Consider the following 23,587-nt stretch of genomic DNA (forward strand, 5'->3'; position numbering starts at 1 on the left):
GATTTAAATTGCATTGTTACCGAGAAATCGACAATTCTCCGCGACCCTGGCACTAACAATGCAGCAAGTCCCGTTAAAGGTCCTTCAGCTTGGCCTGGAATCCGACTCAAGACTATTCCTGGTAACACTCTGATAGCTTTTGTTTGTTTTCGACACACAGACGAAGGGATTTCTCTCGCGTTCAAGGTTTTCCTTGAATCCTCGAACGGCTCGTGCCTGACGAAAAGACGATGAGTCCCGGCCGGTGGACCCACAAACTAGGCAAGTTGCAGGCCCCAACGTCGATTGCGACCCATGCGCAGGCAGTCCAGTGATCTTTAATGCGTCGACATCTCGAGATTCTTCAAGTAAGATCTCCTCGGACGACGACGGCTCGCCGACGTTTCTCCGCTCGTCATCAAACCCGCGTTTCGGTCATGCTCTCAAGACGAGCGGCCCCCCGAGTCTGGAAGGAGGCGTGACTTGCATTCCAGGCGGAAGATGGCGTTCCTGGTCACGGCTGGCGGGATCTTGCTTGGCAGCCTTTCACTGCCCGGTTGCGGCGACGATTCCAAGACGACCGGTACTCAACTCCAACTCACGGCCAAAGACAAGGCGCAAATCGAGGGGATGAGGGCGGCCATGAAGGCCCAGCGTGCGACGCAGAAACAAGAACGCATCGATCGCCGCAAAAAGAAGTAGGGCCCTGAAACTTCCAAACATGACGCATCGCCGCGTGCGCCGGCCCGTCGAAGGGCAGGGCGTATGCGTCCTGTCAGACTCCGCGTCCTCTTAACGTTCTCAACTTCGCCGAGATGAAGGAGTAAGCCCTTGAGACTTCACCCCCGACGAGGCTTTACCCTGATCGAGTTGTTGGTCGTCATCGCCATCATCGCGGTTCTCATCGCACTCCTCCTCCCGGCCGTCCAGGCGGCGCGGGAGGCGGCAAGACGCGCCCAGTGCATCAACAACCTGAAGCAAATCGGCCTCGCCCTCCATAACTATCACACGACCAACGACAGCTTCCCGATGGGCCAGTCGCTCAACTTCACGCCGAGTTACGGCCTCGGCGGCTGGGCGAACTGGAGCATCCACGCCCTGTTACTGCCTTATCTCGAGCAATCCCCGCTCTACACCGCGGCAAACTTCAACCTCGACGCCGGCCTCGACGACGCGTACACCGACGCGGCCAACTCCACGGTGTACCTGACCCGGATCGCCGGCTTCCTTTGCCCGTCGGACGGGCCATCCGGCACCGCCCACATCAACAGCTATCGCGCGAGCATCGGGACCACCGTCGTCCAGGGGATTCCCAGCCTTCAGGTCAGCGGATTGTTCTCGATGAGCTCCCAAAGAAATTCCTACGGAGGGGCCAATCCGACGATCTCGATCAGCTCGATCACCGACGGGACATCGAACACGATCGCGTTCGGTGAGGCGATGGTCGGGATCGAGGGCAAGGGTAACAGCTTCCGAGGCAACGGGATGTCGATGACTTCAAAGTCCTCCACGAACTTCAACAAGGACTGGGACGGGCAGGACGTGGAGCAGAAGCCGGCCTCCTCCCTCAACGCGGCGATCGCCGAGTGCAACGCCTTCTGGCAGACCTTACCGGCCGGAAGCACCTGGGGCGCCGGCATGAAGGAGCGGGCGGGGTGGTTCTGGGCGACCGGCGGGCGGTCGCTCACCCTGTTCAACACCGTCATCCCGCCAAATTCGACGATCGCCCCGTGGGGCCACTGCTATATGGGCGGATGCGCCGGTTGCGTCCCGACCGACGCCCAGTTCGACAACGCCTCGAGCTACCACTCCGGAGGCGCGAACTACCTCTTCGCCGACGGTGGTGCCAAATTCCTGAAGGCGACGATCGGCATGCCCGTCTACTGGTCTCTCGGCACCCGAGCGTATGGTGAGGTGATTAGCGCCGACAGCTATTGATCTCGTTCATCCCGATTCCGACCGCAGGCCCGCTGCGCGTCCTTCCTCGATGAGGAGGGACGCGGAGCGGGCCGAGTCCATCTCCACCTCAACGCTTAGACCTGCCTCGAACGACCGCAGAGGATGGCATGGACTCAGCAGTCGTCGACACGTCCGTGGCCTCCCACCCCTCGGCAATTGGCGCGGACCCGAGACCCCTCGCTCACGGGCTCGACGCGCCGACGATCCTCTGGTTCGCCTCTTGGTTCGGATTGGCGGCCGGGTTCCTCGACCTTGCGTCGACCATCCTCCAGAACTGCCTGATCCATGGCGAGTTCTACCGCCTGGGCCACGGATTCCCCTGGGTCATCCCCTTCGGAGTCGCGTCGATGGTGATGGTCCCGGGACTGCTCCTGGCTCTCGTCGCCGCGACACGCCCCCGGGGACTCGCCTTGTGGCTCGGGGTCGCTCCACTCGCCTTCCTCGGCTTTCTGGATGTGATCGCCACCTTACCGCTCGAGCTGTGGTCGGCGCTCCTGCTCGCGCTCGGGCTGACGGTCCAGTCGGTTCGTTATCTCTCGACCCGACCGTTGAAGACACTGCGGGCGGTGCGGCTCTCGACGCCGCTCCTCGCGACGACCCTGCTGGCCACGGCCATCCTCACCTCGGGACGACATGCGTGGTCGGAGTGGTCGACCATCGCGAGTCTTCCCCCGCCTCCCCGCCACTCGAAAAATGTCATCCTCATCGTATGGGACACGGTCCGCGCGAAAAACCTCAGCCTGTACGGACACGAACGCTCAACCTCTCCCAACCTCGAGCGGCTGGCCTCCCGAGGAGTGCGGTTCAGCCGGGCTTTCGCCACGTCCTCGTGGACACTCCCATCCCATGCGAGCCTGTTCACGGGTCGATGGCCCCACGAACTTTCGGCGGGTTGGAAGCGTCCGCTCGATGACGCCCGGCCGACGCTCGCCGCCCGACTCAGCTCGCTCGGATACGACACGGCCGGGTTCGTCGCCAACCTCGACTATTGCGGCCGGGAAACCGGCTTGAGCCGAGGTTTCGCCCACTATGAGGATTATCCGTGGGGCGTCCTCGAGATCTTCACCCGCTACGTCGGGGTCGGCCGCAGGATCGACCGGGCTTCCATCGCGATGGCGGCCGACCTCCTGACCGGAAGGCGTCGAGGCGCCGCCCGCCCCTGGATCCCGCTCTCCAAGGAGCACGCCAAGTCGGCCGCCGACATCGACCGGGCGTTCCTCGATTGGCTCGCCTGGCAGCGCCCGAGGGGTCGCCCATACTTCGCCTTCCTGAACTACAACGACGCCCACACCCCCTACGAGGCCCCCGACCCGTCCACCCCTCCTTTCGGGATTCGTCCCGAGTCGTGGCACGACCAGCTCGCCCTCCAGCAATGGAACCTCCTCGACAAGCGAAAACTCCCCTACAGAGACGTGCGCATGGCCCGGGATCTCTACGACGACGCCATCGCATACCTCGACCGACGCCTCGGGATCCTGGTCGCCGAGCTCGAACGTCGTCAACAGCTCGACGACACCCTCATCGTCGTCACCTCCGACCACGGCGAGCACCTCGGCGACCACGGCCTCTTCTTCCACGGTTGCAGCCTCTATCGCCCGCTCGTCGAAGTCCCCCTCGTCCTCGTCGACCCGAAAGTTCTCCCGGCGGGCCGGGTGATCGACGAGCCGGTGAGCTTGCGCGACGTGCCGGCCACGATCCTCGATCTGCTCGGGTTGGAGACGTCCCCAACTCTCCCCGGCCGTTCACTGAAACGGTTGACCGACCGCCACGAAGGTGAGCCACCCCCGGCGTTCGAACCGCTCCTGATGGAATTGGAGCCCCCCACGGTCCTCACGAACCAGGGCCGCGAGCCGGCTTCGAAAGGACCGATGAGATCCACGATCGCCGGGGGAATGCACTACATCCGCACCGGCGACGGCCACGAAGAACTCTACGCCCTCACCGCCGACCCCGACGAGCAGTCCAACCTAGCCGACCGCCCCGACGTCGGGGGGATCCTCCAGGGTTTCCGGAGCTACCTCCGAACCCTCCTGCGTCCAAGTCGAGCGAATCGTCGCAAGACCTCTGGTCCAATTGCGGATATGCCCTCTCGGGACTAGGAGGATGACGCGGCCTTAAGACTTCTTCATTTTAAGACAAATGAATTTTCCAGATACACATCCACGACCTGATGGTAACAAATGTACAAGATCGCGGCGAGCCGTGAGCCTCCGACGAAGGTGCTTCGGTCGACCACACCGAAGCACGCCTCGAAGCGATCAGGGCTTTAAATTCGTACCCATCACGAGCAACCCAAGATAAAGGGAATTAGCTCCTGCAAAACGGGCTCCGGCTTTCGAGACACGCACCTGCTATCCTGAGTCAGTCTGACGGAACGCGTCTCGGATGTGATGGTCAACTCGGCCCACCATCTCGTGCTTGGTTCGGAGCCATCGGAATGGAAGAGGCGGAATGGTCGGTTTGCACCGACCCCTGGGAGATGCTTTCGTTCCTCGAACGGCGGGCATCTCGACGTAAGTTGCAGCTCTTCGCCGCGGCGTGCTGCCGACGAGCATTGCCTCTGAGCACCGACCCAAGGCACCGCGAGGCGACGGAGGCGGCCGAGCGTGCCGCAGACGGTGACCTGGGCCCCGAAGCGTTCGAGCAAGCCCTAAAACCCGTCGTCGAGTTGTGGGCTGACATCCCGAACCGCACGGAGGTTGGCTGGGAGCCGTCCCATTACTTGACCGCTGCGACCCGTCATCTCACGGGCGGAGGGGAGACGAAGTTTGCCGCGAGCTTCGCGGCTCGGGGATTGGCGTGCCTGAGAGGTGAGGAGGAAAGCCCGCCTTGGCAGGCCACCCGCGAGGCTGAAGAGACCCACCAGTGCTCGATGCTTCGCGATATCTTCGGGTCTCCCTCCCGCCCCTTCCGATTCGACCCGGCTTGGCTATCCGGCCAGGGCGGTCCCGCCGTGGCGTTGGCACGGCAGGTTGAACAGACCGGCCGCTTCGGCGACGTTCCGCTCCTCGCCGAAACCCTCGTGAGGGTCGGGTGCGGCGACCCCGCGGTTCTCGACCACTGCCGGGCTTACGAGTCACACGTCCGGGGCTGCTGGGTCCTTGATGCACTGCTCGGACGCGAGCCTGCCGTCTACAACGGCTTGATGACAGCCTCGGACTGGCGTGACTGCCAGGACCCGACCTCGCTGCTGCACTTCCTGACCGACAAGGGGACCGAGCGACAATGGCGACTGTTCGCCGTGGCCTGCTGCAAACGAATCGACCGATTCATAACCGACGACCGAAGCCGACGAGCGGTCGAGGTGGCTGAACGGTACGCGGAGGGAACAGCGACCGACGAAGAATTGGAGGAGGCCCGAACGGCAGCCCAAGAGGCCCAAGAGGAGGCGAAACGCACCGAGTGGTCCACCGAAGCCGAAGAGAACTTTTGCGTAACTCCCGGGTATGCCGCGGTGAGTCGAGCCTTATTCGCGGCCCAAGCGGCTCGAAGCACGGTGTGCCGCGACCCTCGCATGACCGACGCCGAACCCGGCACCTACAAGGCCAAACGCTGGGCACCTAGTAACGAGTGGGCAGTCGCCGCCGCTCGCTGGAACGTCTATTCATTCCTTGTAGATGAAAAATCCGAGTCAGAACCAGATTCCCTAGATTCCTTTCTCGATTCTGCCCTCATGACGGAACATGGAAAGCTAAGCTCGGGCCGGCCCCGCCCGAGCGTTGAGGAGGCTGCCGAACGCGTCAGAAGGGCCGAGATGCGGGCCCAATACGAGATACTGCACGACCTATTCGGAGAGTTTCTTGGCCCTCCGGGGAACGAGGGTGCCTGGCTGCCCTGTGGCGGGGCCGCTCCGGTTTTCGAGTGGTGGTGCCGTCTTCCTACGACGCAAAGGACCCGGCCCGCAGCCGATGGAACATAACGGGATTACGAGGCGAAGGGGCGTCGGCGAATCAGCCTTGGAAGGAGTTGCAGAGTCATCATTCGCTGTCCGAGACAGGACTTCTCCGGGAGTCCCTCAATTGTCAGGTGACCTGCGTCGGTCCGCGATACCGACGCATTCTCCGGTGTTGCCTTTAGCCGTCTGGTAGCACGAACTCCCCCAAACGGTCGAAGCTCGAGCCGGGGGGTCTACCGGCTCGAGCTCAGGGCCGGCTCTTCATGGGCGACCTTGGACGGTCGGGCGGCGGTGGGCCGGCGGCGGAATTCGCTCAGGCTTTGCATCAGCACGAAGAAGACGGGGACGAAGAAAACGGCGAGCAACGTCGCGGCGAGCATGCCGCCGAACACGGCCGTCCCCAGGGATCGTCGGCTCGTGGCCCCGGCGCCCGTCGCGTTGACGAGCGGGTAGATCCCCAGGATGAACGCGAACGACGTCATCAAGATCGGTCGGAACCGGAGCCGGGAGGCCTCGATGGCCGCATCCAGGATCGAACGTCCCTTGCCCCTCAACTCGCGGGCGAACTCGACGATCAGGATCGCGTTCTTGCTCGCCAGGGCGATGATGAGCACGATGCCGATCTGCGTATAGATATTGTTATCCATACCACGGTAGGCCACGGCGGCCACCGTCCCGAGGAGCGCCAGGGGGACGACCAGGATCACCGCGGCCGGCATCAGCCAGCTCTCGTACTGCGCGGCGAGCACGAGATAGACCATCAGCACGGCCAGGGCGAACACGAAGCTCGCCTGACCGCCGACACGTTTCTCCTGATACGACATCCCGGTCCACTCGCTGTCCATCCCCGACGGAAGCTTCCTCGCCGCCATCTGCTCCATCAGGTTCATCGCCTGACCCGAGCTATACCCGGGTGCGGCGGAGCCGTTGATCGAGGCCGAGGGGTAGAGGTTGTACCGAGGGATGACGAGCGGCCCGAGCCGCTTTTCAACTTTGACCAGCGTCCCGAGCGGGACCATCTGCCCCTGGAGGTTGCGGACTTCGAGTCGGCGGATGTCTTCGGGTTCGAGGCGGAATCTTTGATCCGCCTGGACTCGGACCTGGTAGCTCTTGCCGAACTTGTTGAAGTCGTTGACATACGCGGATCCGAGCGCCGTCTGGAGCGTGCCGAAGATCGAGTCGAGGGGCACGCCCAGGCTCTTGGCCTTCACCCGGTCGACGTCGGCATAGATCATCGGGACTGCTGCGCGGAAGGTGCTCTGGAGCTGACTCAGGCCGGTCTGGGCGTTGCCGTCCTGGACCATCTCGTCGACGACCTGCTGGAGCTCGCGGAGCCCGACGTTCCCCCGGTCCTCGAGTTGCAACTGGAAGCCGCCCGCGACGCCGAGCCCCATGATCGCGGGGGGCGGGAAGGCGAAGATCATCGCCTCGCGGACCTGCTGGAACTGGCCCATCAGGCTGCCGATGATCTCCTCCTGGCTCAGCCCGGGCTTGCCGGTCCGTTGCGACCAGGGCGTATACGTAATGTACATCGCCGCGGCGTTCGAGCCGACCGACGAGTCGAGGATCGACTGGCCGCCGATCAGGAACCAGCTCTTCACCCCCGGGGTCTTCTTCAAAATCGCGCTCACCTTGTCGACCACGGCCCTCGTACGTTCCTGAGAGGCCGCGTCGGGGAGCTGGATACCGACGATGGCAAACCCCTGATCCTCGACGGGGAGGAAACCGGTGGGAAGCTGGACGAACCACCAGCCGGTGAACCCCACCAGTGCGACGAAGACGACCATCACGGTGAACACGTGACGGACCAGGCGCCGGACGATCGCGATGTAGATCGCTTCGACTCGGTCATACACCGCGTTGAAGCCCCGGTAGAAGGCGTTCTTCCGGGCGGGGGTCGGCCGGAGGTAGGTCGCGCACTGGGCGGGCTTGAGCGTCACGGCATTGATCGCGCTAATCACGGCGGTCGCGGCGATGGTGAGGGCGAACTGCCGATAGAGCTGGCCGGTGATCCCGCCGAGGAAGGCGGTGGGGAGGAACACGGCCATGAGCACCAAGGTGATCCCGATCACCGGCCCGATCACCTCGCTCATCGCCTTGATCGTCGCCTCTTTCGCGGGCAACTTCTCGTGGTCGATGTGGTGGGCGGCGTTCTCGACGATGACGATGGCGTCGTCGACGACGATGCCGATCGCGAGCACGAGGCCGAATAGGGTCAGCATGTTGACGCTGAAGCCCAACATCCCGAGCGCCGCGAAGGCCCCGACGATCGTGACGGGGACCGTCGTCGCGGGGATCAAGACCGCTCGCCAATCCTGGAGGAAGACCAGGATCACGATCAAGACGAGGACACCGGCCTCGAACAGGGTCTTGTAGACTTCGTGGATCGACTCTTCGACGAAGATCGTCGTGTCGAACGGGATGATATATTCAAGGCCTTCGGGGAACGTGGGGGCGAGGCGTTCCATCGCCTGCTCGACGCGTTTGGCGACGTCGAGGGCGTTGGCGCCCGGGAGTTGGAAGACGGCGAGCGTCGCCGCGGGCTTCCCACCGATCTCGCACCACTGGTCATAGACCTGGGAGCCCAGCTCCACGGTGGCCACGTCCTTGACGCGGGTGAGTCGCGACGCCCCCCGCCCGTTCTCATCCGTGTTCGTGATGCCGCTGTCGTCGGTCTTGACGATGATCTCGCCAAACTCCTCGGGATCGCTCAGGCGGCCGAGGGTCGTGACGTTGTATTGGAACCCCTGGGCCTTGGGGGACGGATATTGCCCGACCTGCCCGGCGGCGACCTGGACGTTCTGCTCCCGGATCGCATTCAACACGACCTCGGTCGTCAGGTTGCGGGCCTTGAGCTTCTGGGGGTCGAGCCAGATCCTCATCCCATAGTTGCCCGCGCCGACGATCTGGACCTCGCCCACGCCGTAGATCCGGCTCAGCTCGTCCTTGATGCGGAGGTTGGCGAAGTTGCTCAAGTAAAGATCGTTGAATCGTCCCTCGGGGGCGATCAGCGAGACAGCCATGATGATGTTGGTCGACTGCTTCTTCGCCGTGATCCCCTGCCTTTGGACCTCGGTCGGCAGCCTCGGCTCGGCGATGGCCAGGCGGTTCTGGACGAGCACTTGGGCGCGGTCGAGGTCGGTGCCGACTTCGAAGGTCACCGTCAGCTTGTAGGAGCCGTCGCTCGAGCAAGTGGAGTTCATGTACAGCATGCCTTGCACGCCGTTGACCTCCTGCTCGACCAGAGACGCCACGGTGTCGGAGAGCACCTTGGCATCGGCCCCCGGATAGGTCGTCGAGACCAGGACCGTGGGTGGGGTGATGTCGGGATATCGCTCGATCGGTAGGCCGACGAGGGTGACGCCGCCGACGAGCATCGTCATGATCGCGATGACGTTGGCGAAGATCGGCCGTTCGATGAAGAACCGAGAGAACATGAGGGGGCTCGCCGAGGGCCTTCGGTCGGATCAGGGACGAGGAGAGCTGGCATTGCTGGCGATGGACTTGGCTTCGGGAGCCTCGGGCTTCGGCGTCACCTTCAGCTTGGGGCGGGCCCGGAGTAGCCCGTCGATGACGACGAGGTCCTTGGGGCCGATCGCCCCTTCCACGACCCGCAGCCCGTCCCGAGACGCACCGGTCTTCACCGGGCGATACTCGACGACGTTCTCCTTGTTCACCACGAGCAGGTAGGAGCCACTCTGGTCGATCCCGAGCGCCCGGTCGGGGACAAGTAAAGCATCCTTCCTACGGTCGAGCGGGACACGGACCCTGACGAAGAATCCGGGGAGGATCCTCCCATTCGGATTCGGGAAGACGCCGCGGACCCGGATCGTGCCGGTCCCCGCATCGACGCCGGGGTCCTGATAGTCCGCCACCCCAAGATGCGGATATCGGTCGGCCTCGTTCGACAATCCCAGCTCCATCGTCATCGGTGCCGTCTCGGCCCCGGAGCCGGATTGTCCGGGGGACGTATTCGCCGCGCGATATCGAAGCAGGTCGGCCTCGCTCATATTCACATAGGCATAAATCGGGTCGATCTTGATGACCGTCGCCAGGAGCGAGGACATGCCGTCGCCGACGAGGTTCCCCTCGTGGAAGTTGATCCGACTGATCCGGCCGTCGATGGGAGAATACATCCGGCAGTAGCCGAGCTCGATTTCGGCATCCTTGACGGCCGTCCTGGCCGTCGCGGCGTTGGCCTCGGCCGCCAGGATGGTGGTCTCGTAGTCGGCCTCGGCCTGGTCGAGATTGGCGCTGGCGGCGTCGACCTGGGCTTCGTTCTTCTTGCGGTTGGCCTCGGTCCGGTCCATTTCCTCGCGCGTCCCGGCGTTCTTGGTGAACAGGTTGCGCTGGCGGGTCTCGTCGAGTTGGGCGAGCTTGAGCTGGGACTGGTCGAGGGCGACTTGGGCCCGCGCCACCTCCCTGAGTCGGGATTGCTTGGCCTTCTTGAGCATCGCCTCCGACTCCGCCAGCCGCGACTTCGCCTGCTCGAGGCGGACCTGGAACGGGACATCGTCGATCACAAGGAGGAGCTGATCCTTCTTGACGATCGAGCCTTCCTTGAAATGCCGTTCCTTGAGGAATCCACGGACACGGGCCCGGATGTCGACCGAGAGGATCGGCTGGGTCGTCCCGGTGACGTCGATGTAGTTCGTGACGTCCTGGGTTACCGGGGTGGCGACGGTCACTTCGGGGGGCGGCGGCTCGACGTACTTGTTCGTCTCGTTGCAACCCGGGGACGCGACCACCGCCAGGAGTGCCAGGAGCCAGGCGCGGGTCGCGCGGGCCCGAGGGGGACGTGGACCTGCCTGGCTTCTCATCGCCGACTCCCAAAAATGAGTTGACCGATCGGTCAACCGAATTGACCACCCGGTCAGTTATAATCGACCCTATTTGCCGATTCGTCAAGCACAATTTGACACGGGGCGGGTTCGCGAGGTTCGCCGGTTTTTGCGAGTTGACGGGGGGACGAGGCCCCTATACTGTTGGTGTGTCGGGCGAACAAACGAGGGGGAGGCGGAGATGAAGGACGAGGGCGATCGCGGCAGAGACCCCGAGGGGACGAAGGCCGCGGTCCTCGACGCGGCGGAGCGACTCTTCGCCGAAGACGGCTTCGCCGCCACGTCGATGCGCGACATTTCCAACGCATCCGGAATTTCTCACCCGCTGATCCACCACCATTTCGGCAGCAAGGAGAGCCTGTACACGGCGGTCAAGCGCCGCCTCGCCGAGGGCTACGCACGACGCTTCCCCCGCGCCGCCCGCGCGGTGAACCGGCCGGTGGGGATCCGTGCGGAGATGCGTCGGATCATGACGTTCCTCGGCGACAGTCCCATGCTCCTCCGCCTCTGCCTCCGGACCCGACTCGACCGCGACAAGCAGGTCTGGCCCGGCGAGCCCGACATGCTCGACACGCTTCGCGGCCGGATCCGGGTCTCGCAGGAACGTGGCCTCATCCGCGACGACTTCAACCCGACCCATCTCAGCCTCATGATGCTCGGGCTGGTCCATTTCTGGGTCGAGAATCGCGAGCACTTCGTCGAGCGCTTCGGCGACGCGGTCAACGAGCAAGACTATCTCCGCCAGGCCATCGCCCTCGTCGAACGCGGGACTTCACCCCTCCCGAATGCCTCCGAAGCCCGGTCCCATGCTGCCGCCGAGGCCCCGTCCGCGCAAGCTTGAAGATCGTCCTGATTCCATCCGTTCCCCCAATGCCATTTCGCCCAGTCCATGGGCATCTCCTTGCACACACCACCCGCAGTCGAAAGACCCCACACGTTCTGCCACAATTTCGCGAGAGAACACGAAATCTCGTCAAATGACTCACGAAAACTCGTCGAAGCCAATATCCGAGTCTTGGGGAGTCCTTTTCTCAAGGATGTAACATGTTGGGCTGGAATCTATTAGGACAAACCGAACCTGTTGGCATCGATGCTGCATTTGGATGCTTGTCGTCAGGCACCTCGACTCTCGAGCCGAGGGTCTTGCGACAAATCACGGTCCGAAGCTGGTTTGGCTGTTACGTAACCGAAGGAAGATGCCATGACTTTCCAGTTAGTCGGTAGCGGGCTCCTGCTGTTCGGCGTCTTCTTCCTCACCGCAGGCGTCCTCGGACGAGGTTGGATCCTCTTCCCAACCGATCGCTCGAAGACAAAGTGATCACGGCCGAATCGATGGCGGCGTGTTCGGGACGACCTCGTCTTGCCATTCGGACGTCTTCGCAAACACATTGCGCCTCCATGCTCGGAGACGTCCTCTCAATGGCTCCGCTATTCACTAATCACGGCGCAGCGGAGGTATCCGGGCCGATCGGATCCTCAGTCAAAGAGTTCACGCAAAGCGGCCTGTCCGTCCACCGAGCGTAACGCCGGTCAGCAGGGCGTCTCCACTCCGGGACGAGCGGGTGGCTATGCCCCATCAGGTCTGATTGAAGAGACGCTCTATTCAATCCAATTCAAACGTTCAATCGTATGGTCGAGATTCGTGAAAAGCGCCGACCAAGTTTGACAATTAGGCATAGATTCGCAAGGATGACCATTCATCAGAGAAGTGGTCGCCAGCGATATTCGCGGCGCCGTTCCGAATGAACCTTGGTCACACGAATCGCGGGGGAATCGATGAATCGCGGGGCGAGCTTCATCGGACGGCTCTCGGTCCTGGTCCTCGGGATCTCGGCGTTCGGGCAAGAGGGCGCGGCGGACCGGTCATCCGCGAAGGAGCATCTCGTCGAGGCCCGACGATTCGGCCTGGAGGCGATCGGTCCACTGATCGACAACGTCGAGCAGAGCGATCCCGAGAAGTTTCCCGGACTCATGGCCTTCTGCCGGGACTACCGCAAGGCCGTCAAGGGGATCGACCTCGGTCGTGCTCCGGAGACATGGCCGGCGCTCGATGTCGATGCGCTCGTCACGCGGAACCCGAACTTCTGGCGGGCCAATTACGAGCTCCGTCCGGGGGATCCGGGTTGGTTCTACGTCCACGCCGGGATGCTCCTGACCGCCGGCGAGGCAACCCGCGCCCAGCAGATTCTCGGACTAGGTTTGCAAAGTCGCGGAACTCCCAAGGCGGTCCGCGACGCCCTCAACCAGATGCTCATGATCACCGAACGCGTGATCCAGGACGCTAACGAGACAGTCGCGAAGGGGATCGCACTCTACGATAAGGGGGATAAGCCCGGCGCAATCGTGTTTTATCGCGATGCCCTCAAGGTGTGGCCTCAGAATTCCTTCGCCCACTACGAGCTCGGGCTGACCCTGCGGGCTCGGATGATGGAGGAGAAAGGCAAGCCGATCCCCAGAGCAGGCACGTTCCAGGTCGAGGCCAACCTCCCGAAGATGCCCGAAGTCGAGGTGTGCTTCGCGAAATCACGCGAGCATGACCCGCTCCGCCTCGAGGCCTATCAAGGGAATGCCCAGGACGCCCTCCCCAAGCTCGTCGCGCTCGGGTCCGCCCTGAAGGCCTGGCAAACGATCGCCACCGCCCACGGAAAGCCCGTACCCGTTGAAGTGCTCGGCCGACTCTCCGAGGGATGTCAGGAGGCCGGAGCCCACGAGTTGGCCCTGGTGTCCCGGCAACTCGTGGTCTCGCGCCAGGGAAAACTCGGCCGCGAGGACCACACCTTCCTCTCCAAGAGCCTCCACGCCCTGGCCCCGGGCGAAGCGACCGAGGCGGCCTTGAAGTTCCTCGACAATCCCCGAATCGAACTCCGAGAACTCGTCGGCGCCGAGCCGGAATAACCAAGGCGATGAGCTGGCGCTCGGCCAAATGGCCCCGTTGAAGCAATTCACCGGACGAATTTGAACCGAGATCAGCCGAGCCAGTCTCATTTCGGGAGACTCGCTCGCCCTGGTCTCGGCACTGGATCAGGGATTCGTCACGACACCGAGGAAAGACGAACATCGCCCGACGGTTCTAGATCGCCCGAAATCTTTCGTCAGAGAACACTTATTTCAAAGCCGCTCCGGACTTCAGCCATCCCACCAGGGCGACGATCGCCACGACGACAAGGAACGCCGTGAAAAAGAAGAGTGAGAGTAACGCGAGGTAGTTGAGTACCCGATCCTCAATCCGGCCCATCATGGTCCTTCCGCAACTCGAACGGCGTCATCATCACAACACGTCATCACCAGGCCTGAACCCCGAGGGAGGCTCTGGGTAACGGCCGTTTACGAATCTTAAAAGCCGTACGAGATGGGGACGACGGGGGGAGCGGGATCTCCCGATCCCGCAGCAACCTTTTTATCCTAGAGAGTTTCGGGCTGCGGGATCGGGACAGGGTCTCAGGTGTCTCTCTTCCCGAATCGGGTCTTGGACGGGTCGGTGCGGTCGGCCCCTTGGAATGGAATCATCCAGCCCGGATATTCCGGCGGCAGGCCGCTGACCTCGTCGAGTTGCTTGAGCTCGTCCGGCGAGAGCACGACATCCATCGCCGCGAGATTGTCGTGGAACTGGTCGAGCCGTTTGGCACCGATGATGACCGACGAGACGACGGGCTTGGCCAGGAGCCAGGCGAGTGAGATTCGGGCTGCGGTGCAGTTGTGAGCCTTCGCGATCGGGGCGATCGCTTCCAGGATCCTCCAGGTCCGCTCCTTGTCGACGAGGGGGAAGTCGAAGGCATTGCGCCGGGAGTCCGCCGGCTTGGGGTTCTCTCGGCTGTACTTGCCCGAGAGCAGGCCGCCGGCCAAGGGGCTCCAGACGAGAAGGCCGACCTTCTCTGCTTCCATGAGCGGGACGAGTTCGCGTTCGAGGTCGCGACCCGCGATCGAATAGTAGGCCTGGAGCGTCTCGAATCGGGCCAGGTTCTTGTACTCGGAGATTCCAAGAGACTTGGCGAGCTTCCAGGCCGGCCAGTTGGAGCAGCCGACGTAGCGGACCTTCCCTTGCTGGACCAGGGTGTCGAGGGCGCGGAGCGTCTCCTCGACGGGGGTTACCGAGTCGTTGGCGTGAATCTGGTAGAGGTCGATGTGGTCGGTCTGGAGACGTTTGAGACTGGCCTCGACACCGTCCATGATGTGGCCACGCGAGGCCCCGACATCGTTGTGGCCCATCCCGACACGGCCATAAACCTTCGTGGCGATGACCACGTCTTTACGCGCGACCTTGAGGTTCTTCAGCGACTGCCCGAGGATCTTCTCGCTCTCACCCTCGGTGTAGACGTCCGCCGTGTCGAAGAAGTTGATGCCGCCGCCCAGCGAGGCCTTGACCAGCGAGTCGGCCTCATCCTGTCCCTGGGCGCCGATGGCCTTGAAGAACCCACGGCCATCGCCGAAGGTCATGGTCCCGAAGCAAAGCTTCGACACCAGCAGCCCTGTGTTGCCGAGTGTCTTGTATTCCACGTTCGCCTCTCCTCGCGAAGCTTCGCGTATCCCCGAATCCCGACCCTGCCGCCCCTGCAGCGGCGGACCGTCGGATCCCTCAACAATCAATCACCTGGAGACCCTCCGAGACAACGCCTGAACCTCTCGAGTTCTTGCCTGATCCTGCGGTTCCTCAAGAAATCTAACTGCGGCAATATGCCCTATCGACCAGCCCGTAAAACTTGCGCAGGGCAGGAGAGTCGGCGAAGCCGAGGAGCGATCGGTGTTCAAACCGAACGGCGTCTTCGCTCGAGGTCGAGAACGAGGCGTCACAAGCGACGACGGCGACCGTTAGGATATTCCAAAAACGGCTTCAACGAATGGGCGAGCGGAGTGGTAGGAGTTCTCGATGCCGACGATTCAGGTCAACCTCAGCGAGATCGGCGCCGGGTGGACGAAGGCGTGTAAGAAGGCGGTCGCCGATCTTAACGTACTGTTCAAGAAAAAGGGCATCGACATCGTCCTCTCGTTGAGCGGCTCCGAGGGGCCGGCCATCACCGTGAAGACGGATTCTTCGATTATAGGCACATTAGTTCATGGAAAAACAAATGCCGAGATCGACGGCTCCGGCAGGATGCTGAGCGCCGTCGTCCGACTGCCGCTCAAGGTCATCATCAGCACCCCGAGCGCGGTGCGAGATGCCGGGCCCGGGGTCCTCGAGGTGATCGTCGCCCACGAGTTCATTCATGCGTTGGGGCAAGAAAAGCACAACTCGCACCTGATGGCCCAGACGTGGACCAAGTTGTCGGGCGACACCCCGGCCGGCGACGTCCTGCAGGCGGGCGGGCTCTCGATGCCCCCTCTCGACCTCGCCCCGGAGTCGGTCGAGCTCCTGACGTCGCTCTGGAACTGAGGGGCTTCGAACGGGCACCTTTATATTTCAAGAACATTTTTTGTATTCTTATATAAATTCATAATTAATCTTGCTCTACATAAACGACCCTCGCCGAATTAAGGCGGGTTCATCCGACGCATCACCGCGCGGAGTGCCGCGTCGCGGATCGGGTCGCTCAGGGTGCGGTCGGTACGGAGTGCGTCCACGACCAGGGACGGGTCGTCCTTCTCGCGCCAGAGCGTGTCGACCAATCGTTCGGCCTCGGGGAGTAGGGCCCGAGCCACTCGCCTGGCGTGATAGCGGGTCTTCAATGGGATCGTATCCCAGAGCCGGACGGTGGTGTCCCAGGATCCGGAGGCCAGGGTCGCCCCGTCGGGGCTGAAGGCCAGCGACCAGATGTAGCTTCCGTGACCGGGCAGTCGTACCACGTCGACGCCTCGCGCGACGTCCCAAAGCCAGACCGCCCCATCGCGACCGCCCGAGGCCAATCGCGAGCCATCGGGATGGAAAGCGACCGCGTAGACCTCGTCCGAGTGTCCTCGCAACACCTGGCAATCCCCCGTGCGACCCTCCGTTGCGTCCCTCGAAACCGATTGAGCGGAGATGTCGTCGAGCTTCCACAGTCGGACCGTTTGATCCCGGCTGCACGTGGCAAGTAGACGGTTATCGGGACGAAACGTGGCCTTGTGGACTCGAGCCTCGTGGCCCCTGAATCGGGCGACCGTTTCGTGAGTCTTCGCATCGAGGAGCAAGACCGTTTTCTCGTCCGCGGCCACGGTGGCCAACCAACGGCCGTCGGTGCTGTAGGACAGGGAAGCACCCTCGGTCCAAAAAACCGACTTCCCGGACTTCCTATCGATGATAGTAAGCCGGAACTTGTGGCTCTTCGGATCGAAGCCGGTCGTGGCGACTCGCGTCCCATCCGAGTTCACGGCGAGGGAGTGGAAATTGAGGCCGGTAGACGGGATCGACTTGCGAACGCGACCCAGCGCCACGTCGAAGAACCGCAGCGAGACCTCGTGGTGAATCCCGGTCACCAACCAGGTCCCGTCGGGGCCGAAGGCCGAGTCCCAGACGAAGTAAGGGTGGTGCAGCGTGGCGCAAGCCTCGCCGGTCGTCGCGTCCCAGATTCGCTCGGTGCGATCCCAACCACCCGATGCGATCCAACGACCATCCGGGCTATAGGTCACGGGATAGATACCCGCGGTGTGCCCGCGCAAGACCGGCAAGGGCGATTCTGGGTCGACGTCCCAGACGCGAATCGTTTGATCGCTCGCCGTCACGAAGATCGATTTCCGACTGAGCGAAGCCAGGCGACGGCCGTCCGGCGCGAACGCGACCGCGATCACGCCCCCCGTGTGGCCCAGAAGGACGGTGACATCCTGTCCGCCCCGGGCTCTCCACACCCGGATGGTTCGATCGTCGCCCGCCGACGCGATCCACTGCCCATCGGGACTATAAGTCGCCGTGACGACCTCGCCCGTATGTCGCTCGTAAGGTGGTTCGACCTGCCGACCGTCCTCGGAATCCCACTGTCTTACGGTACCGTCCGAGGAAGTCGTCACGAGCCGAGTGCCGTTTGGGTCGAACGCGACGCCCAGGACCTTGCTCGTGTGCCCTCGGCAGGTCGCCAGCAGCGATCCCGTGGCGACGTCCCACACGCAGGCCGTGCCATCCTCGCCGCAAGAGGCCAGACGCTCGCCGTCGGGGCTGAAGCTGAGCGACCAGAGACTTTCGCGGTGGCCGTCGCAAACCCCGGTCGGCTTGCCGGTCGTCGCGTCGAAGATCGAGATCCGTTTCCAATCCCCGTCGACGAACGTGCACGCGAGTCGAGTCCCGTCCGGGCTCATCACGACGGGGACGGGTTCGGTGACCCTCGGCTGGACTCGACAAAGCACGGAGCCGGAGTCGTCGAGCAGGTCGAAGCTCGACTTCCCGACCCAGGAGGCGATTCGCAATCCTTGTCGAGTCTGCGAGGCGCTGAACGCATCGGGACCGCGTCCCGAGTGAATCGGGATGACCTTCGAAGACGCTCCATCCAGGTCCGTTAGCCGAAGCCCAAGGTCGCTCATCGACCCGATCTCGAGTCGGTCGGGGGCCGCGACGAGAACGCCAACATCCTCGGCGGACAATGGGATCTTCAACGAGCTGTCATCAAGTCGGTTGCTTAGGTGATGCCACTCCCATCCCCTGAGGGCGGCCGGCGCGGACGCGAGATGTCGCGACGCATCGGCCACATCCTTGTTCTGCAAGGCGGAGTTGGCGGCGGCCACGCAGGCCCGGTAGGCCTGATCCAGGGCCGCCTGCTTCTCGGTCTCCGCCTGCCGCGCGTGGGCGTACGCCAGTTCACGTTGCTCATCCGCTTCCAACCATTTCCAGGTCACACCACCCAGGCCTCCCAACAGGGACGCGGTGAGGAGCGCCAGCAGGAGCACGATGAGCGGCCTGCGACGGGAGGCTCGGGCGAGTCTGGCGACCGCGCCCACCGGCCTGGCCAGGACGGGCTCGCCCTCGAGGAAGCGCCGGAGGTCCTCGGCGAGGGCCAGGGCGGTCGGGTAGCGACGTCGAGGCTCTTTCTCCAAGCAGTGGAGCGTGATCGCCTCGAGGTCACGCGGCAGGCTTGGCAGCAAGCGACGAGGACGCGTCGGCTCGTCGGACGCCACCGCCCGAAGCTGCTCGAGTGTGCTGTCCCCCGGGAATGGCAATTGTCCCGTGACGAGTTGGTAGAGAATCACTCCGAGAGAATAGATGTCCGTCGCCGGCCCCACGAGGGCGCGCTTCCCCGCGGCCTGCTCCGGGGCCATGTACCCCGGCGTGCCGACGAGAAGTCCGCTCTGCGTGATATTCGGGCCATTCTCGATCGGCTGCGCCAGGCCGAAATCGGTGATCTTCGGCACCAATCCCGTCGAGGTCGGACTGTGAGGGATCTCCAGTTTCGTTCCGGGCCCTGCCTCCGAACCCCCGCGGTGATTCTTCTCGATCAGCAGGATATTCGCGGGCTTCAAATCGCGATGAACGACGCCTTCGGCGTGTGCCACGTTGATGGCGTTCGCCAGCGTTTCGAGGAGCGCCGCCGCATCGCGAGGTGGCCAGGGCTTGCCGTCGAGCCGATTCGCCAGGCTGCCCCCCTCGATCCATTCCAGGGCCAGGAATGGGCGGCCCTCATAGCTGCCGATCTCATAGACCTGGACGAAGTTCGGATGCAGCACCCGCGCGGCGAGCTCCGCCTCCAAGCGGAACCGGAGTTCCTGGGCGGACGACGCGAACTCGCCTGCCAGGACCATTTTCAAGGCCGCCGGCCGGTGCAGGCGACGATGCCACGCCTTGTAGACGACCCCCATGCCTCCCCGGCCGACTTCGGCGAGGATGTCGTAGTCGCCGACTTGCCTGGGAGGAGGGAGGATGACCGAAATGACGCTCGTGTCGCATTGTCGAGTGGTGGACCGGACCTCGGGCGATCGACGCAGGGCTCGCACTGCCGGGCGACGTTGGGAAGGGCTGACCAGGGCGTGGTCTCCGATCGCCGCATCCTGCTTGAGTCGATCGACCAGGCGGTCAACGACGGCAAGTGCATCGATCCGCCGGCAACATTCCGGGCACTCGCCAAGGTGGTTGGAAACGTGAGTCAACTCAGCGTCGGTGAGTTGGCCCAGGGACAGCGCCCGCAGCGTCTCGTCGCCTGGATGGTTCGACATGGCCTCAATCACGGTGATGGTCACGATCCATCCGACTGCGGAGCGAAATCGCCAAGCGCCGGAGATTGAAACGGAGCTGGTGGCGAGAACCTTACAGGAGTCGAAGACTTATCAAGGATCCGATCGACCGCCCTCAGTCGATCAGCCCATCCGCCTTGTGTCGGATCCGGTTCAGGACGCGCGACTTGGCCACGTAGACAGCCGCCACGGACAAGCCTAATTCCTTCGCGGCGTCGGCGCCACTCATGCCATCGAAGGCCAGACGCCGGAAGGCCTGCATCGTGATCGGCTCGAATTCCTCTTCGACCAGATCGAGCAGGCAAGCGAGCACGTAGCGATCGTGCTCCTCATCCCAGCGCCGATTGAGTTGGCTGTCGGGATCGGCGACCTGCTGAAGTGCCGCGGCGGCACCGACTTCGCCCCCGACGTCGGCGGCCCTCCAGTAGTCGGTCGTCCGGCTGCAGACGATCGTGCGCAGCCAGGACCGAAAGGCCCCCCGGTTGCCGGAATGCTGAAAGCCGGGCAAATGCTTGACCACGCTGAGGAGCACCTCCTGACAGAGATCCTCCTGATCACGGGCGCACACACCCTGTCGCTTGAGCCAACCGAGGATCAGGGGCCGATACAGGTCCGTGAGGTCCTTCCAGGCGTTCGATTCGCCCGTTTGCGCACGAAGCAACAGGCTTTGCCGAGTCTCATTCATGAGTGAATTCTAGCCTTCATGCGCCATTCCTGCGTCGGGTTTCTCTTTTTCTCGGTGATTTGCTCATCCCGTGCGTTTCTTACGTTGGCCAATGTAAGGTTTTCTAGAGAACTCCGTTTCTTTAATATACGTAAGGGGGGGACGAATCGTCCTGCCGTCCCGATTCACGACCCGCCGAAGGCGGGTGCTTTCCGAAATCGTCCCTCTCACCGGCAATTCGTGACACCTTCGAGGGCCCTGGTTCGGTCGGCCGGAGAGCGATCCCCCCATTCTCCTGTCTCGAGATCTCCAGGACATCCAGGCGAATCATGGCCCACCTGCCATGATCAAGCTCCGTCCGCCGAGCCGCACTCAGTCGGGCGTCTCGACGTCGTTGACTCGCAGTGAACGTCCCATACCCCTCGTGACAGGCGGATCGTCGCCCGCAGAACCTTGCAACCTCAGGTGGAGCCATCCTGTCCTTGACGGCCAGGGGCTCTCGGCTCTGGTCTCGGTGCGCCTCGACCGCGAGCCGTGTCCGACAGTCCGGTGGACTCGTCTGGTCGGCAAGTGCCAGGGACCGCGCCTCCTCGTCCATTCACCGATGCTCAACACCTTGGAGTTTGACACCGATGACGTCGCAGAACCGGAACTCCTCCCTCCTCTCGATGGCACGCCGGTCGCGAAGGTGCTCGACGCAATTCGACTGTTTGGAGGAGCGAGTTCTCCTGTCGGTGTCAAAGTCGCGGTTCGAAGCTTCGGGGGTTGGGCACACCGTTCAGACCGCGACGACCTTGTCGGCATTGCCGTTGCAACCGTTGAATTTCAACTCTCCGTTCCGGCAAGGCAAGCCGATGGACGCATGGAGCCAGCAAGTCGACGCCGGGGACAACCTCGCCGTCTCCGTACAAGAGACGAATGGGTTGAAGGATCGGACCCGGATCAAGATCCTCGATCCCTCCGGGCACGTGGTTGGTCGGACCAGCTTTTCTCGAAGTCCGAATCTGTTCCTCCAGGCCGAGACGAGCGGGACTTACACAATCGTCGTGGTCAACAAGAATCCGAATGTCCGAGAGCGGGACGCAGTCTCCCTCGAGGTTTTCGGTCTGAACAAGGGCACTCCGCTCCCTTCGGCGGAGGCTGATACCGGTAAACGAGTAGCCTGGCTCGATGGCAACGTGCTGACGCTCTCCGATCCGAGCGGGGAAGGCTTCGCGATCACCTCGAACTGGTCCGAGTCGGTACGTACCGACCCTGCGACCGGCATGCCGTACGCGATCTACACGACGAATGGCCCATCCAGGATCGACCTCGGGGCCTCCTCCAACCTCCCCGAAGTCCAGGGATTGTCCATCGGCCTGACGGGCACGATCACGATCCAGACCGATCCGGGCCTGTGGGGAGCCCACGCCGGGACCGTGGCGAGCGCGGACTTCGGGGATGCCACAAGCCCCTCCGCGGTGAATGCTGCGCCGGGCGATACGGGTGCGAACACGATCCGCGCCCTCGCCCTCCCGCCGCAGTCGAGTGCCCCGACCTCGCTCGACGCGAACGCGCTCTTCGCCGAGTTCAACGACGAATATGGCCTGGGAATCACCTTGCCGGGTGACGGCTTCGGCATGAAGACAGGTCAACAATTGATGGCGATGGCCGGATTTTCCGACGTCCCGCTCCGTCCCGATGGCACCTATTTCTATGCCCAGAAGAATACAGGAGGCTCGGTCTCGTTCGGCAACGTCACCGCGTCCGCCAGCAACTCGCAGACGATCACCGTGGTCCTGGATCCTTCTGACCCATTCGTCTACGTCGCCGGCGGGCCGATCGCCTTCGGTGCGTCGCTGAAGGGGATGATCCCGTTCGTCCCGGAATCCTCGAGCTACACCGGTCCCACGTTCTCCGGCCACTTCTACGGCAAGGTCAGCGATCTGAAGCTTGGCACGCTCCCGGCGAGCGCGTCGGGCATGGCCGTCATCAACGTGGACCCCAACAAAAAGTCGTCCGACGCCGCGGCGAAGTACGGGAGTGCAACGTCAACGGTCTTCAGCCAGTCCTGGATCAACTCCAACCTCGGCGGCATCGACATTGGCGTGAACGGCACCGTGACGGCCGAGACCGAGGTCGGCGGCGTCGGCTTGAGTGTCGACGTCGGGCACGCCACGGCCGCCTTCGTCGCCGCCGGGTTCGACCCCGTCCTGACGGTGAAGCGGGACTGGTCCGGCAATATCTTCGTCCCCAGGACAAAGTCGTACGACCAACGATTCGACACAACATTCGTCTTCGCCCCGTTCCGAGGGATTATCGGGGACGTCCCGAATAGCCGGCTCTATGACGTGTCGATGGTCGCGCGACCGAATTATTTCGGCGTGGCGGGCAACACGACGGATCCCTTCGAAGGGACCGCCCTGGAAGGCTATTTCAAGGCAGGTCCCTCATTCACCGCCGAGTTGTCGGCTTCGGGCAACTCGCTCTCGGACATGGTCCGGAACGTGACGGCCGACTTCCACGGCTCCGCCGATTGGGGAGGCTACCATTTCGGGACCGTCGACTTCACCGGGAACAAGGACCGCATCTCGTTCAGCGCCCCGATGCATGTGTTCATCGGACAGGCCCAAGTGACCGGCGACGTCAACCTTCGAACCGGGGCCTTCCTGGCGAGCGCGACGTTCGCCGGCGCGTCCACCGATTCGATTTTGCCCGGTTCGACCAACCTGGTCAGCCGGTCGCTGACCGTTAGCCTCCAGAATACTCCCAGGGCCAACGGCGTCCCGTCGATCAGCTTCTATGCCGACGTCTCGCTCGGTTTCCGGGCCTCTCAGAACTTCAGCATCCCCGCCTGGTACATCCTCGGATACCTGATCACCCCCGCCGTCGACCTCGGCGAGTACGGCGTCTATGGTTCCTTGGCCGGGAGGATTTTCATCGATCCTTCGAACTCCAACTACTCGGGGAACCTGAGTGCGTCGGGTGGATTCATTATCGCGTCTCAAAACGCCGGGGGATCCCTCGGGGTCGGCTTTTCCAACAACGTCATCACCATTGGGACGAGCCTCTATATTCCCTTCTACGGTCAGCGGGACTTCGGCTTTAGCTACACCCTTTGAAATCTCAGACGTAATCGCCGTCGCGTGCCGAGGTCGGCGTTGGCGCATCGTCCCCGGTTCCGAGTTCTCGGGTTGACCGAAGTCG

The 23,587-nt window shown here is 63.1% G+C and carries 14 protein-coding genes; 8 read left to right on the forward strand and 6 right to left on the reverse strand.

The window, feature by feature from the left end; translation table 11 throughout:
* Window positions 1-462: 462 nt before the first annotated feature.
* From ACYOEI_RS20365 to ACYOEI_RS20380, 4 genes are all read left to right on the forward strand, one after another.
* The gene (locus ACYOEI_RS20365; protein WP_462851398.1) at window positions 463-681 is read left to right on the forward strand and encodes a hypothetical protein; all 219 of its coding nucleotides are present in this window, start codon (window positions 463-465) and stop codon (window positions 679-681) included.
* 129 nt (window positions 682-810) lie between these two features.
* The gene (locus ACYOEI_RS20370) at window positions 811-1,917 is read left to right on the forward strand and encodes a DUF1559 family PulG-like putative transporter (protein WP_462851399.1); all 1,107 of its coding nucleotides are present in this window, start codon (window positions 811-813) and stop codon (window positions 1,915-1,917) included.
* A gap of 128 nt (window positions 1,918-2,045) precedes the next feature.
* Window positions 2,046-4,037, forward strand: a complete 1,992-nt coding sequence (locus tag ACYOEI_RS20375) for a sulfatase (protein WP_462851400.1) — start codon at window positions 2,046-2,048, stop codon at window positions 4,035-4,037.
* 338 nt (window positions 4,038-4,375) lie between these two features.
* Window positions 4,376-5,857: a hypothetical protein gene (locus ACYOEI_RS20380; RefSeq protein WP_462851401.1), complete on the forward strand. Its 1,482-nt coding sequence runs from the start codon at window positions 4,376-4,378 to the stop codon at window positions 5,855-5,857.
* Window positions 5,858-6,066: 209 nt separating this feature from the next.
* Here the strand turns inward: ACYOEI_RS20380 and ACYOEI_RS20385 are convergent, their stop codons facing one another.
* Window positions 6,067-9,270, reverse strand: a complete 3,204-nt coding sequence (locus ACYOEI_RS20385; protein WP_462851402.1) for an efflux RND transporter permease subunit — start codon at window positions 9,268-9,270, stop codon at window positions 6,067-6,069.
* Window positions 9,271-9,300: 30 nt separating this feature from the next.
* On the reverse strand, window positions 9,301-10,653 hold the full coding sequence (locus ACYOEI_RS20390) for an efflux RND transporter periplasmic adaptor subunit (protein ID WP_462851403.1): 1,353 nt from the start codon (window positions 10,651-10,653) through the stop codon (window positions 9,301-9,303).
* Between the two features lie 202 nt (window positions 10,654-10,855).
* On the opposite strand from ACYOEI_RS20390, the gene ACYOEI_RS20395 reads away from it, so the two are divergent.
* A complete protein-coding gene (locus ACYOEI_RS20395) occupies window positions 10,856-11,515 on the forward strand; it encodes a TetR/AcrR family transcriptional regulator (RefSeq protein ID WP_462851404.1) in 660 nt (219 codons plus the stop codon).
* A gap of 935 nt (window positions 11,516-12,450) precedes the next feature.
* On the forward strand, window positions 12,451-13,569 hold the full coding sequence (locus ACYOEI_RS20400; protein ID WP_462851405.1) for a tetratricopeptide repeat protein: 1,119 nt from the start codon (window positions 12,451-12,453) through the stop codon (window positions 13,567-13,569).
* A 208-nt stretch (window positions 13,570-13,777) separates the two neighbouring features.
* Here ACYOEI_RS20400 and ACYOEI_RS20405 read toward each other — a convergent pair whose 3' ends face one another.
* Window positions 13,778-13,912, reverse strand: a complete 135-nt coding sequence (locus ACYOEI_RS20405; RefSeq protein ID WP_462851406.1) for a hypothetical protein — start codon at window positions 13,910-13,912, stop codon at window positions 13,778-13,780.
* A 200-nt stretch (window positions 13,913-14,112) separates the two neighbouring features.
* Window positions 14,113-15,168 carry an aldo/keto reductase gene (locus tag ACYOEI_RS20410; RefSeq protein WP_462851407.1) on the reverse strand — a complete coding sequence of 352 codons (1,056 nt, stop codon included), beginning with the start codon at window positions 15,166-15,168 and terminating at the stop codon, window positions 14,113-14,115.
* A 370-nt stretch (window positions 15,169-15,538) separates the two neighbouring features.
* Between ACYOEI_RS20410 and ACYOEI_RS20415 the strand changes: the two genes are divergently transcribed.
* Window positions 15,539-16,042, forward strand: coding sequence for a hypothetical protein (locus tag ACYOEI_RS20415; protein ID WP_462851408.1), 504 nt, complete (start codon window positions 15,539-15,541; stop codon window positions 16,040-16,042).
* Between the two features lie 98 nt (window positions 16,043-16,140).
* Here the strand turns inward: ACYOEI_RS20415 and ACYOEI_RS20420 are convergent, their stop codons facing one another.
* Window positions 16,141-19,743: a protein kinase domain-containing protein gene (locus ACYOEI_RS20420; protein ID WP_462851409.1), complete on the reverse strand. Its 3,603-nt coding sequence runs from the start codon at window positions 19,741-19,743 to the stop codon at window positions 16,141-16,143.
* Between the two features lie 109 nt (window positions 19,744-19,852).
* Window positions 19,853-20,422, reverse strand: coding sequence for an RNA polymerase sigma factor (locus ACYOEI_RS20425; protein WP_462851410.1), 570 nt, complete (start codon window positions 20,420-20,422; stop codon window positions 19,853-19,855).
* A 713-nt stretch (window positions 20,423-21,135) separates the two neighbouring features.
* On the opposite strand from ACYOEI_RS20425, the gene ACYOEI_RS20430 reads away from it, so the two are divergent.
* Complete coding sequence (locus tag ACYOEI_RS20430; RefSeq protein ID WP_462851411.1) at window positions 21,136-23,502, forward strand: hypothetical protein; 2,367 nt, start codon at window positions 21,136-21,138, stop codon at window positions 23,500-23,502.
* Window positions 23,503-23,587 lie beyond the last annotated feature (85 nt).

It is taken from the genome of Singulisphaera rosea (assembly GCF_054877945.1).

Bases quoted from the DNA above. Each gene is read 5' to 3' on its own strand.
- ACYOEI_RS20375 (WP_462851400.1), top strand. From the start codon at position 2,046: ATGGACTCAGCAGTCGTCGACACGTCCGTGGCCTCCCACCCCTCGGCA.
- ACYOEI_RS20380 (WP_462851401.1), top strand. From the start codon at position 4,376: ATGGAAGAGGCGGAATGGTCGGTTTGCACCGACCCCTGGGAGATGCTT.
- ACYOEI_RS20385 (WP_462851402.1), bottom strand. From the start codon at position 9,270: ATGTTCTCTCGGTTCTTCATCGAACGGCCGATCTTCGCCAACGTCATC.
- ACYOEI_RS20390 (WP_462851403.1), bottom strand. From the start codon at position 10,653: ATGAGAAGCCAGGCAGGTCCACGTCCCCCTCGGGCCCGCGCGACCCGC.
- ACYOEI_RS20395 (WP_462851404.1), top strand. From the start codon at position 10,856: ATGAAGGACGAGGGCGATCGCGGCAGAGACCCCGAGGGGACGAAGGCC.
- ACYOEI_RS20400 (WP_462851405.1), top strand. From the start codon at position 12,451: ATGAATCGCGGGGCGAGCTTCATCGGACGGCTCTCGGTCCTGGTCCTC.
- ACYOEI_RS20405 (WP_462851406.1), bottom strand. From the start codon at position 13,912: ATGATGGGCCGGATTGAGGATCGGGTACTCAACTACCTCGCGTTACTC.
- ACYOEI_RS20415 (WP_462851408.1), top strand. From the start codon at position 15,539: ATGCCGACGATTCAGGTCAACCTCAGCGAGATCGGCGCCGGGTGGACG.
- ACYOEI_RS20425 (WP_462851410.1), bottom strand. From the start codon at position 20,422: ATGAATGAGACTCGGCAAAGCCTGTTGCTTCGTGCGCAAACGGGCGAA.